At 64.3% G+C, this 12660-nt stretch carries 6 protein-coding genes, 1 tRNA gene and 1 pseudogene; 2 read left to right on the top strand and 6 right to left on the bottom strand.

Features of this window, described 5'->3' with window-relative positions:
• The first annotated feature begins 765 nt into the window (after nucleotides 1-765).
• Nucleotides 766-2844, top strand: a complete 2079-nt coding sequence (locus IE241_RS31570) for an AIPR family protein (protein WP_190025294.1) — start codon at nucleotides 766-768, stop codon at nucleotides 2842-2844.
• A gap of 110 nt (nucleotides 2845-2954) precedes the next feature.
• Here the strand turns inward: IE241_RS31570 and IE241_RS34510 are convergent, their stop codons facing one another.
• The 4 genes from IE241_RS34510 to IE241_RS31550 form a co-directional block, all read right to left on the bottom strand.
• Complete coding sequence (locus IE241_RS34510; RefSeq protein ID WP_229900126.1) at nucleotides 2955-3116, bottom strand: hypothetical protein; 162 nt, start codon at nucleotides 3114-3116, stop codon at nucleotides 2955-2957.
• Nucleotides 3117-3449: 333 nt separating this feature from the next.
• Nucleotides 3450-5072, bottom strand: coding sequence for a type I restriction-modification system subunit M (locus IE241_RS31560; protein WP_229900124.1), 1623 nt, complete (start codon nucleotides 5070-5072; stop codon nucleotides 3450-3452).
• The gene (locus IE241_RS31555) at nucleotides 5069-6499 is read right to left on the bottom strand and encodes a restriction endonuclease subunit S (RefSeq protein WP_190025293.1); all 1431 of its coding nucleotides are present in this window, start codon (nucleotides 6497-6499) and stop codon (nucleotides 5069-5071) included. Before IE241_RS31555 ends, IE241_RS31560 begins: the two co-directional genes overlap by 4 nt.
• Complete coding sequence (locus tag IE241_RS31550) at nucleotides 6496-10095, bottom strand: DEAD/DEAH box helicase family protein (protein WP_190025292.1); 3600 nt, start codon at nucleotides 10093-10095, stop codon at nucleotides 6496-6498. The genes IE241_RS31555 and IE241_RS31550 overlap by 4 nt, the downstream gene beginning before the upstream one ends.
• Before the next feature lie 217 nt (nucleotides 10096-10312).
• Here IE241_RS31550 and IE241_RS31545 point away from each other — a divergent pair.
• A pseudogene (locus tag IE241_RS31545) lies at nucleotides 10313-11587 on the top strand (tyrosine-type recombinase/integrase); the annotation flags it as partial.
• 46 nt (nucleotides 11588-11633) lie between these two features.
• Here the strand turns inward: IE241_RS31545 and IE241_RS31540 are convergent.
• Nucleotides 11634-11707, bottom strand: a tRNA-Thr gene (locus IE241_RS31540).
• 107 nt (nucleotides 11708-11814) lie between these two features.
• A complete protein-coding gene (locus tag IE241_RS31535) occupies nucleotides 11815-12603 on the bottom strand; it encodes a thioesterase II family protein (RefSeq protein ID WP_190025290.1) in 789 nt (262 codons plus the stop codon).
• Nucleotides 12604-12660 lie beyond the last annotated feature (57 nt).

The raw sequence follows: 12660 nt of genomic DNA, 5'->3' as shown, positions 1-12660 counted from the left end.
GTCGAGCCCGGTGGCCGACGCTTCAGCGCTGTCGTCCTCAAGCGACCGAGCCTAGCGGTGACGATCTCGCCGCCTTCGGGAACAGGCAAGCCGAGCGCCCGGGCCGACGCCTGACGGATCCAGACAGGCGTGACAACGCCCTCGCGAAGCAGTTGGTTGGGCGGGCTTCAGGCAGGCTCGGGTAGTCCTGCTGTATTTCGCCACGGTGGCCACCGACGCGGGGGCGGGGGGTGATCCGACCACCTCGCAGCGTGCCCTTCGGCCAGGCCCGCAGAGTCCCGGACCCCAGTGGATCGGCCAGGAAGAGGTCCCACCCGTCGAAGCAGCGGCAGACGCTGACCCGGTCGGTGGAGCACGGGCACGTTGAGACCGCTTGCGCACGTCTCCCCCAACGGCCAGCTCGATCATATCGCCGCCCGCGATCCCCAAGGGGAAGCCCGCCCCGGCCGGCAGCTCCGCCGCCTGCACCGGCGAGAGTGGAGTCCACGGCCCCGCGCCCGAACCATCGCGTTCGTACCAATCACGGAATCCCCCTCCAGGCGCACTTCCTCAAGGGAGCCACTCTCCATGCTGCTGCCTAACGAAGTTAGCGCCGTTCCGTTACGATCAGCGGAAATTCGCCGCTCTCAGTCCCATCGTGACTACGCAGTGCAGCGAAGCGCTTGACGTGCAGGCTCCTTGGCAAGCAACCTGAGTCGCCGATAAGGCGTAGACGTACCCCTCGCCACCATCCCAGCACTGCCGCCAGCCGCCGACAGGAGCACAGTGACCGCTCTGCACGCCCAGCAGCTCGAACACGCCCTCGATGAGCAGTTCACTGGAATTGTCGCCGTTGGCGATCTGTCCAAGTTTGAGCAGCGAATCCAGCGGAACTCGTTTCTCTCCCGTTCCCTTGCTGCCCTGGCGATCCGCGAGTTCACCGGCTATCCGCTGCAGCGCTGCGCCGAGTTCGTCATCGACTCGTTCAGCGACCAGGGCATCGACGCCGTGGCCGTGGATCTCGCCTCGGAAGACCCCCAGGTCTGGGTGGTGCAGGCGAAGTGGAGTAGCGATGGCACAGCCACGTTCTCTAAGAGCGCCGCCCTCGACCTAAAGAACGGGCTGGAACTGCTGATCGCGCGGGAGTACCAGTGCTTCAACGCCAAGCTGACGCCGCTCATCCCCGATCTGGAACGGGCACTCAGCAATCCGCGGGTACAGATCACCCTGCTGCCGGCCTGGGCGGGGACCCAGCCGATGGGGGCTGAGTCCAAGGAGGTGCTCGACCGGTTCTGCACGGAGTACGAAGACTCCGTACGCCTGCGCGCCCTTCGGCTGCCGGACTTCATCCGCATCCTGCGCTCTGGAATCGCCGAGCCCCAGATCAAGCTGAAGGCCTCAGCCTCGGCCGTCGATGTCAGTCCGATCAAGGACCCCATCCTGGCCTACCACGGCACGATCGGAGGCTCGGAGGTCGCCCGCTGGTACGAGGACAACCACCACCGGCTCTTCCAGCGAAACATCCGCAATCCTCTCGGCGTCACCGCGGTCAATCGCACCCTTGTGGAAACCCTTCGTAGAAAGCCCGAACACTTCTGGTACTTCAACAACGGAATCACGGTGCTGTGCGACAAGGTGATCATGGGCCCTCGGGGGGACCTGGAAATGGAGGGAGCGAGCATTGTCAACGGTGCCCAGACGGTCGCCTCCGTCCACGAGGCGCAACAACAAACCCCGGATGCCGTCACACGCGCACGGATCGGCGTCCGCATCATCTCCTTGACGGACTGCCCGGAGGGCTTCGATCATGACGTCACCCGAACGACCAACACCCAGAACAGGGTAGAGCCCCAGGACTTCATCGCCCTGGAAAAGGTGCAGCAGCAGCTCCGCGACGACTTCCTACTTCGTCTGCGGAAAACCTACGTCCTGCGCCGCGGCGAGGAGCCACCACAGACCAAGGACGACGGTTGCACCCTCAGGGAGGCTGCAACCGCGCTCGCCTGCGCTCACGCCTCTCCGGAACTGTCCTTCCAAGCCAATGTGGACATCGACCTTCTTTGGGATCCGAAGCAGCACCACCGGCTATTTCCGCTGCACCGTACAGACGCGGTGAAGACCTGGCGCACCATCCTCGTGCTTCGTGAGGTCGAGCGGCAGATCGATGAACAACGCCCGCAGTGGGAGGGGCGCGCCGGCACACTCGCCGATCTTGGGAGGCTGTTCATCGCTCACGTGACCTTCCAGCGCCTGCCTAAAGGCTGGCAGGAGATTCCGGAGTCCAATTGGCCAACGGTACTCGCGTGCGTCGCCCCACTCGTTAACGCTTCCGTAGCCACCTTGATCCACTGGATCGACACGGGGTACGGACCCAAGAGTCAGGTGAGCAGCATCTTCCGCAATGCAGAGCGATATTCCAGCGTCGTCGGTTCAGCGCTGGCGACCCTACAGGGCGATAACCAACCTCCGCCCCTCTCAGCGGAGTACCGCGCGTCCGAGCGTGAAGGACATGCACGGAAAGCCAAGGCAGTCACCGTGATCTTCGAGAACAACGCGCTGGAGGAAGGGACGCCCCTGGAGTTCCGCCCAGTCCCCGGCCGCGAACAGCAACAGCTCACTCCCTGGCTCACGGCGGATCCACGCCGGGCGCGTGCAACCTGGACCCGGAACCGCCGTGACTGCCTGGTGTGGGCAGTGGACGGTATCGCCTACTCACCGACCGGCCTGGCCCAGAAGATGCTCGTGGAGGCCGGTTACCAGAGCAAATCGCTTCAAGGTACGCGGCGCTGGTTCGTTCCGCAGCGCGGCTCCCTAGTGGACATCGCCGACCGGTTGCGCCAGGAAGCAGACGAAGAAGAAGAATGATCTCGTTGTCTAACCTCGCAGGACACGACGCCAGCTGAGCGCGTCCGCACTGTCAGCCGAGACCACGAAGACCCGGGCCGCTCAGGGCGGTCCGGGCCTTCCCGCATGCGTCAATCAACGAGGTAGTGGGCTTCGATATAGACCACAGTGGAGTCATACGGCTGCCCCACCGGCTTCAACATGTACCGGCGGAAGACCTCGGCGGTAACGCGGCGGGCGCCCCGGTTGCGGGCGTCGGCGTTGTCCCATGCTCGGGCGAGGGTACGGGTCACTACCTGGTCGGCTTCCTCGGCTAGGTTCCTCTCCGTGATGTGAGGCTGGCAGTAGCGTGATCGTGGATTATCCGAGACAGGACACCAATGTGGTCGTTGTCCAGCACGACGACGGCTTCGTCGGGGTGCTTCTCGGCGTTGACGATGGCCCGGGCCATGCGAAGCGCTTCGGACAGGAAGTCCAGGTGCCGCAAGATCCTCCCAGCTGCTGCCGCACGATGCCACAGAATCCCGTTTCCACAGGTCAGTGAGGTGCAGCCGGGTCTCCGAGTGCCGTCCAATCCACCCCGTGCCACCCAGTCCGCTCACGCAAGAGCGGCCTTCCGGAGTGGTCTACTCCGGCTCCATGTCCTCCGGAACCTCTTCGCCCAGCGCCTCGGCGATGGCGGCAAAATCCACAAGAGCCGCCTGGAGGTCCTGGATGATCTCCAGGGCGATGACCTCCGGCGCCAAGTCGCTATCGACATCCGCCAGGGCCGGGTCCTTCATCCAGGTGATGTCCAGGTTCACCTTGTCGCGGGCAATCAGCTCGTCGTACGAGAATACCTGCCACGGACCGTCTGAGGACTCGGAAGACACACGGGCAGTAAGGGGCTCTCCTGGGCGATACGCCGTAACGAAGTCGTCGAGGTGGGCGCGCGTCAAAGGCCGCTGCTTGAGGGTGAAGTGTTGGCCGGTGCGGAAGTCATAGATCCATGTCTGGATGGTGTGCGGCTTGCCGTCTGCACGCGGAGGCTTCTTGTCGAAGAACAGCACGTTGGCCTTGACCCCACCGGCGTAGAAGATGCCCGTAGGCAGCCGCAAGATCGTGTGCAGGTCGAACTCATCGAGCAGCCGGCGGCGGATCTTCTCGCCCGCGCCGCCTTCGAAGAGGACGTTGTCTGGCAAAACGACCGCCGCACGGCCGTCGACGGCCGTCAGCGACATGATGTGCTGCAGGAAGTTCAGCTGCTTGTTCGTCGTGGTGGCGGTGAAGTCATCGCGGTCGTACTGAACATCCTCCTTCTCCACTTCCCCGTCCTGCCCGATCACGGCAATGGCGGACTTGCGGCCGAAGGGCGGATTGGCCAGAACCAGAGAGGCGTGGCGCCCACTGGGCTTTTCGGCAAGTGCGTCACCCACGGTGACCAGGCTGGGGCTGTCACTCGTACCGATGCCGTGCAACAGCATGTTCATAGCCGCGAGCCGGGCGGTTCCCACGACCAGCTCGTTGCCCATGATGTGCTCGCCGCGCTGTAGGGAGGTCCGCTTTCCCGCGTCCAGCTCGTGCATGTGGTGCGCGCGCAAGTAACTGTGAGCAGCAATGAGGAATCCGCCAGTGCCGCAGGCCGGGTCCGCGATGATGTCTTCGGGGGTGGGCTGCACGACGTCCACCATGGCGTCGATCAGTGCTCGCGGGGTGAAGTACTGACCGGCCCCAGTTTTGGTGTCGGAGGCGCCCTTCGAGAGCAGCCCCTCATAGGCATCGCCCTTGAGGTCCGTCCCCTTAACTGTCCACTCTTCCTTGCCAATCAGCTCGACCACAAGCTTTTCAAGGAGGGCCGGCTTGGTGATCCGATTCTGCGCCTCGGCAAAGATTGTTCCGATAGTTGTCCCGGGGTGGCGCCCGAGCGTGTCGAGGATGTCTCGGTAATGCCTCTCCAGGTCGACACCGCGCTTGGAAGCGAGAGACTTCCAGTCGTACCCCGCCGGGACGATCTCGGTGACCACCTCATCGTCCCAAGCTTCTTCGACCATCTCGTCGACCATCTTGAGGAAGAGCAGGTAAGAGAGCTGCTCGACATACTCGATGGTCGACATGCCGTTGTCACGCAGCACGTTGCAGTAGTTCCACAGCTTGGCGACCAAACTGTTGGTCTGCGCAGCCGCCTTGGCCTTCACCTCCGGGGAAGGCTCGGCAACGCCATCCACGGGGCTGGTAGAGGACTCGATATCGGCGGGGGCCTGGGCGGTCACAGGGGAAGCTCCTGCTGTACAGAGAGGGCGGGGGCAGGGGAATGATCAGGTGCGGGAGCCGTCGACTTTGCAGCGGTCGTCTCACGGAGGGTGGTGGAGCCCCGCCGGGTCCGCTTGGGCTTCGATGGCACAACGCGCTCAGCTTGAATGCGAGACAGCAGCGTGGAAGCTGGTTCGTCAGTGGGATTCTGGTCCACAAGTCCGCCGCTGAACGCGCGGCGAAGGAGGGACTTCCGGAGAGCCTTTGCTCGCTTGAAATTCCTATCGATTACGCGATCAATTGCCGCAAGACCGGAAAGAAGCTCATCACAGCGCGCGACTCGCTCCTTCTGAACCTCCAGCGGCGGAATCGGGAACTCGATCGCCTTCAGCCGCTTCGCAGACAAGTGGGCAATGTTTGTGGTAATCCGCACCTCGCGCATAAAGCGCCTGGCGTGGAGGTGCCTACGAAACACCATAAGGGCCCACTCAGGGAGAACGTCAGGATTCGCCTTAAAGCGGAGGAGGCTGTTCGTAAAGGCCACGTTTTCCGGATGCCCTCGATACAGCGCAGGCCGCCCGACGAGATGAGGGCTCTGCCCCTCGTTCAGGAGCACATCTCCAGCGTGAAGCTTGTACCTCTCAAACAGGCCGGTGAAATCCATCTCCATTACGTCCGAAGCGTCGATACGGTCCTCAAAGACGTTGGCGACGCGCAAATACGGGCGCATCTCCGGCCCATTGTGCCAATCCGGATGTCGAGCCCGCCCCAGCTCCACGGTGCCGGCCTCTCCGACGGTGGCACGGCACCAGTCAGCGGGAGGTTCCTCAGGGACAAGGTCGAGGAAGACCGTCTTGCGGAGTCCCTCGAGCCTGCGACGAGAGCTCTCCAGGGTAGAAACCGCCGAGTCCAAGTGCGAGATGAGGACTTCGAGGGCTTCGGCGATACGCTGCTGTTCTTCCAGTGGCGGCACCGGAAGTTCAACTCGCTTAAGTTTTGATGTGCTCAGCGTGTACAAGCCGCTGCTGGATTGGGCCACGCTCAAGAGCTGGTCCGCAACGAGTGGAGAGTTCCAGACAAGCTCCAGATAGCGCCACAGCAAAGCACCACCGGGACGCACTCGGATCAAGTGGTTCTGATGGACAGCGTCCGGGATGCCGCCAAGCCACGCAGCGGCTCGCCCGATCTGCTCGGGGCTTCCATTTCCCTCGACCACCAAGAGATCGCCCCGCTGCAAACGGAACCGCTCCAACTCCCCTTCGAACAGTTCAATCCGATGCACATCCGAGAGGTCCAGGGAGCCACGTCCCACATTCGCAACGCGGAGGAATGGATAGGCGTTATCGACCGGCTTTCTCTTCTGCTGCTTCTGAATTCCCCCACTGACATCGGCGACCTGATCGAGGGTTACCCAAGCCCACCCCGCCGGAAGTTCTGTCCCTCTCAAGCCAGTTCCTGATTCAGCTCGCCCAATAGTTCTTGCGCCCTGTTCTTACCACCGAAGGCATTGGCGAAACCGCTGCGGCCGCCGTATGCAGTGAACGGTTCGATCTGAAGTTCCGCCGACTCGATGCCGACATCGCTCGCGATCACGTCACGGATTCGCTTCAGCCACTGCAGCTGATCCTCGGTGAACTCCACGCCCGCCTGCTCCTGTCGCAGCAGCCAACCCTGGAAGCGCTCGTGAACCACGGTACGGTACGGGCGCAGCTCACTGTCCGCACCCAGCTCGTAGCGGATGAGGGCTATGAGGTCGCCCAGACCGGCTTCCCTGCTGGGATGGGATGCTGCGCGGCCGAGGTCCTCGTAGAGGCCCCAAAGTATGGTCGGTGTCCAAGTGCGCTTGCCAACCGTGATCGTGGCGACGAGGTCACGGAGCGCAGCGCGCTTCTCAGCAACCGAACGACGTCCACTGCCGGAACCGAGTGCGATTTGGATCGCTGCGTTCTGGTCACGCTGGGCCTTGGTGAGTAGTGCTCCCCACTCTGCAATTTCCTTGCGCGCGCGTTCCTCGCGCGGCACCTCGACGAGGGAGGAGATCTCGACTTCGGTGGTCTCATCGTAGGTGAGGTCCTGCTTGTGACGGATGTCGAGGATCAGCTTGCGCAGCTCAGGGTTGCCGGTGAGCGGTGCGATGGCGTCCGTGACCAATTTACGGGCCGCCTTTTCGCCACCTTCGCGCAGAGCTGCATCCTGACGATCGACGTCCACTGCGTCGGCGATGGCCCGCGCGATAGCCGCCAGCGATGTACCGCTGGCGGTCTCCTCAAGCTTGTCTCGCTCTTCCTGACCGAGCTGGCGGTCAACTCGGGCTAGGCGGCGGGCCAGAGTTTCAGCCTCGTCCGTGGTGATGGACTTTGTGCCGGTCTTGTCCAGCAGTTTGGACAGGGCAATCTGCTTGTCGCCGGCTGGCAGCAACGGGCGAGCGTCGACAAGCGGTGAGTCTGTGACCCCGACCGCATCGATGAGGACGAAGCGGTCCTTGGCTACGTCCTTGGCGGCTTCGGGAGTGACAGCACGGAGCTCGTCGGGGTCGATGGACCGGGCACCGCGGCCCTTCATCTGCTCGAACAGGACCGGACTCTTCACCGAGCGCAGGAAGATCACGCATTCCAAGGCCTTCACGTCCGTGCCTGTAGCGATCATGTCGACGGTGACAGCGACCCGGAGGCGGGAAGAATTGCGTAGGTCGTTGATGAGCTCATCAGGGTTCTCGCCGTTCTTCCGCGACTTGTACGTGATCTTCTTGGCGAAGTCGTCGCCCCGCCCGAAGACCTCCTTGACCTGCTTCAGTACTTCTTCGGCGTGGTCCTCGCCGACCGCGAACACCAAGGTTTTGGGCAGGTCGGCCCGGTTGGGGAACCAGCGCTGCCAATTGTTCTTGTAAGTGGTGAGGACCGCGCGGATCTCATCCTCGGCGATGACGGAGCGGCCCAGCTCCTTGGTGGTGTAGTCGAAGTCCTTGTCGAGTTCCTCGTAGCGTTGAGCCCGGGTCTTGCGATCGCGGATGCGTACGGTCGTACCCGCCTCGATCTTCGCGCCACCGTTGTCGCGAATGGTGGTGTTGAGGCGGACGATGTCGAAGTCGACATTGACGCCGTCAGCGACGGCCTGCTCGAAGGTGTATTCAGACACCATGTTGTTGTCGAAGAAGCCCCGTGTCTGGGGTGTGGGCGTGGCCGTCAGGCCGACCAGATGGGCGTCGAAGTAGTCCAGGACTGCTCGCCACAGCCCGTAGATGGACCGGTGGCACTCGTCCACGATGATCAAGTCGAACGCCTCGATCGGCACCTCAGGCCGGTACTCCACGGAGGCAGGCTGGTCCAGCAGGTACGCCTGGTCTCCGCCCTCGGCCTCCTGCGCGTCCTTGATGTCGTCAGCTGTGTCGTCGTCTGCCAGAGTCTCGCCCTTGAGTAGGGCATACATCTTCTGGATCGTGCAGACCACTACGGCCGAAGTGTCGTGGATGCCAGCTGCGCCGAGCCGGTCCACGTTGTAGATGTCCGTGAGGATGCGGCCCTCATCGGGAGTCTTGTAGCGGCGGAACTCGGCCAGTGCCTGGCGGCCCAGGTTGTTCCGGTCCACCAGGAACAGCACGCGCTTGGCGCCGGCGTGCTTGAGAAGCCGATGGGTGGAGGTAACGGCTGTGTACGTCTTGCCCGCGCCAGTTGCCATCTGGATCAGTGCGCGGGGGCGATCTGACGCGAGGGACTGCTCCAGGTTCGTGATCGCTTCGTGCTGGGCGTCGCGCAGCCCGTACTTTTCCAACACCGGCATCCGGTCGCGCAAGGCCGCTCGGAAGGTGGGTGCCTCGGGATTCAGCCGACCCAGCTGGCGGTCCTCGTCAGCCTTCTCAGCCCTCGCCATCCAGGCCGCGATCGTTTCCGGCCTGTGGAAGGTAAACACCTCGCGGGAGCGAGCCTCGGGGTCCAGACGGTTGACGAAGTAGGTCTCAGTGCCGGTTGTCGCATATCGGAAGGCGAAGGGCTCTGCCTGCGACCACACAGCCAGCCGGTAGTCCCGATGGACGCCGTTGGCGTATCGCTCGTTCTGGGCGAGCGCGCTGCCCAGGTGGGACCCTTCTCGCTTGGCCTCGATGACGCCCACGATCTGCTCGTCCACATACAGCACGTAGTCCGCGCGGCCGGTGGCAAGCGTGAACTCGCGTACGGCCACACCTCGACTGGCCTTGATGTTCAGGTCTTTCCGGTCCTGAACCTTCCAGCCCGCCGCCTCCAGCATCGCGTCGATGCGGACACGGGCCTGCACCTCGTTGAGCGGGGCAGGACGTCGGGCGCGCTCCACGATCGCGTCTCGAGCAGCAACCGCAATCTGTCGGGGCTGCTTGCGCTCCTTCTCGTACGTCGCCCGCTGAGTGGTGCGCATCGAGGCGATCTCTGCCTGGAGCTGCTCTAGCTTCTCAGCTAGGGCCGACTGCGCCTGCTGGGCGCTCACCATGAGCGCCTCTGCCTCTGTGCGGGCTCGGTGCTCGGCCTCCAACCGGTCGCTGGTGTCGCTGAGCTTCACTCGCGAATCGGCGAGGATCTGCCTCTGATGGTCGAGTGTTTCCCGGAGCTTGGCAGTTTCTCCAGGGTTCTTCAGCTGCGAAAGCGCAGGTGGTACAAAGGCCCGAACTGCACGGGAGCCGGTCAGAGCCCGGTCGAAGAAGACGCCGAGCTCCCAGCACAGACGAACGGCCTCGAGTGCAACGGCTGTGTCGAAGAGGTGGTTGTGGACTGCTTCGTTGCCACTGCGGCGGAGCGTGTCCATGGCGTTGCGTACTGGCGGTGTCAGGGCACCAATGCGGGTAAGGGCATGGAGCCGGTCCACCTGGCGGGTGCCCTCGACCCGCGTACCGGTGCGTGTCACCAATTCCTCAGCAAGCACCTCGCCGAACTGACGCGCGCTGACGGACGCCGCATTCGGATTGGTGAAGACGTTCAGCTCGGCCTGCGACCCGTACAACGCCAGCAGCGGCTGGTGAACGTAAAGATCACCGAAGTTCGGCGACGCCTTTGCGAGATCGCGAAGTCGCTGATCCACTTGCCTGTGCCCCCACCCCTACTTGGATCCGATTGAGCGTCAGCTTACGCAGCTCACGGCACAGACGGGACGGGTTTGGCGGGCGCTCCACATGGATCTGAGCGCGAACCGGCATGCAGGCTCCCCGATCACGGAAGGCGAGCGGTGAAGCCCGTATAGGCGCTGGTGTGGTCAGGCCGCTGCTTCCGGCGTCTGGCCGTGTTCCAGGTAGGCGGTCAGGCCGTTCACTCGGGCCTGGACACCAGCGGTGATTCGGCGAGCCAGGCGGGGGATGAAGAGCGCTCCCAAGGCCGGCCGCGTGCCCACGGTGGCTCAGTGGATGAATACGTACCTGACCACCATCGCGAACCTGAAGCTCAAGCCGCGCTCGTTGGATGACTACTGGTCCAAGACCCGTAACGACATCATCCCGAACCTCGGGCAGCACCGACTCGACAAGCTCCAGCCGGAGCACTTGGAACGGGCCTACGCCGCCATGCTCGGTGCGGGGCACGCCCCGTCCCACGTGCTCAAAGTGCACCGGATCCTGTCGCGGGCGCTGAAGATCGCGCACCGGCGCCGCGTGATCGGGGAGAACGTAGCCACGCTCGTGGATCCCCCGAGCGCCGATGAGACCGAGGCGAACCCCTTCTCGAAGGAGGAGGTCAAGGCCTTCTTGCAGGCTGCGGCGAAGAGGCGCACCTTCATGCGGTGGGTCGTGGGCATCGGCAACGGTTTTCGGCAGGGCGAGACGCTCGGGCTGCGGTGGCCGTACGTCGACCTGGAGCGGGAGCTTTTCCACCCCCGATGGCAGCTGCAGCGCCTCACCTGGCGCCATGGCTGCACAGATCCCCATGCCTGCGGCGCCCGCCTTCACCACTTCGAGCCCTGCCCGCCCGGTTGCACGGTGCACAAGGGCTACAAGCGCGGCTGTCCGAAGCCTTGCCCGAGGACGTGCACGAGGCACGCCAGCACATGCCCGCAGCGCAAGGAGGGTGGTCTGGTCTTCACCCGGCCCAAGACCAAGAAGAGCCAACAGCCGGTACCGATCCCGCCCCCCTTCGTCCCCGCCCTGCGCGAGCACAGGGCACAGCAGGAGGCGGAGAAGGCCGCGGCCGGTGAGCTGTGGCAGGAGTGCGGGGCCGTTTTCACGCGGCCGGATGGCCGGCCGATCGATCCGCGGGACGATTGGGAGGAGTTCAAGGAGCTGCTCGAAGAGGCGGGGATCAGCGATCGACGTCTCTATGACGGGAGCCGCCACACCACCGCCACGATCCTCAACGAGCTGGGTGTGGACATGCCCACGATCATGGAGATCCTCCGGCACACTCAGATCAGCCAAACGAGACGGTATGTAACGGGACGATCCACCCTTAGTGAGGACGCCATGCGGCGAATAGGGGATGTCTTATGGCCGACCGGGGAGTCGGTGTCGGAAGTCACAACTGAGACCCGAACTGAGACCCCGGATCGGCGGGCCGCCCGCGCCCGGCGCCGTCGGCGCATCCGCTAAAACCGAAAAGCCCAGCTCAGACAGTGTCTGGGCTGGGCTCCATCGGAGCCGCCTTCGGGATTCGAACCCGAGACCTACGCATTACGAGTGCGTTGCTCTGGCCAACTGAGCTAAGGCGGCATGCTGCCTGATCCGTAACCGGCTTCAGCAGCGCGCCCAAGTCTACACACTCCGGAGGGGTGCTCCGTACACGGTGGTCAGCGGCGGTCCCGGGCAGTCCTCGGAGGTCAGCGGGCCGGGGTCGTGGTGCCGCCGGAGGTGAAGCCGTCCGAGGCGATGCCGTCCGAGATGAGGCCGACGATCTCCCGGCTGTGGTCGTTGAGGTAGAAGTGGCCGCCGGGGAGGACGGTGATCGCGAAGGGCGCGGTGGTGTGGTGCTCCCAGTCCTGGACCTCGTCGACGGTGGCCTTGGGGTCGTTGTCGCCGGTCAGTGCGTGGAGGGGACAGCCGACTCGGAGGCCGGGGCGGGCGCGGTGGGTCTCTATCGCCCGGTAGTCGGCGCGGAGCGCCGGCAGGACCATCTCCAGCACCTCCCGGTCGTCCAGCATCTGGGTGTCGGTGCCGCTCAGCACGCGGAGCTCCTCGATCAGGCCCGCGTCGTCGCGCAGGTGCACCGTCTCGTCGCGGTGGCGGGAGGGGGCGCGGCGGCCGGAGACGAAGAGGGCGGTGGGCTTGATGCCCCGCTCCTCCAGGCGCAGCGTGACCTCGTAGGCCAGGGTCGCGCCCATGCTGTGGCCGAAGAGGGCCAGGGGGCGGTCGGTCCAGGGGAGGAGGGCCTCGGTGGTCAGGTCCGCCAGCTCGGACAGGTTTTCGATGCAAGGGTCCGCGCGCCGGTCCTGCCGGCCGGGGTACTGGACTGCGAGCACGTCGACCGCAGGCGAGAGCGCCTTCGACACCGGGAAGAAATAGCTCGCCGCCCCTCCGGCGTGCGGCAGGCACACGAGGCGGACCGGGGCGTCCTGCGCGGGATGGTATCGGCGAATCCACTTTTGGTTGTCAGTGGGGGACAGGGTCATCGTGCTGTTTTTCCCTTCGGAGCCGTTCAGTTGCTGCCTTTCGGGTCCCGGGCAGGA

This window comes from Streptomyces hiroshimensis (assembly GCF_014650335.1).
In the GTDB taxonomy this organism is placed as follows: domain Bacteria; phylum Actinomycetota; class Actinomycetes; order Streptomycetales; family Streptomycetaceae; genus Streptomyces; species Streptomyces hiroshimensis.
Note: the sequence above shows the minus strand (reverse complement) of the source record. Positions and strands in the feature narration are given on the sequence as shown.

Bases quoted from the DNA above. Each gene is read 5' to 3' on its own strand.
- IE241_RS31535 (WP_190025290.1), bottom strand. From the start codon at position 12,603: ATGACCCTGTCCCCCACTGACAACCAAAAGTGGATTCGCCGATACCAT.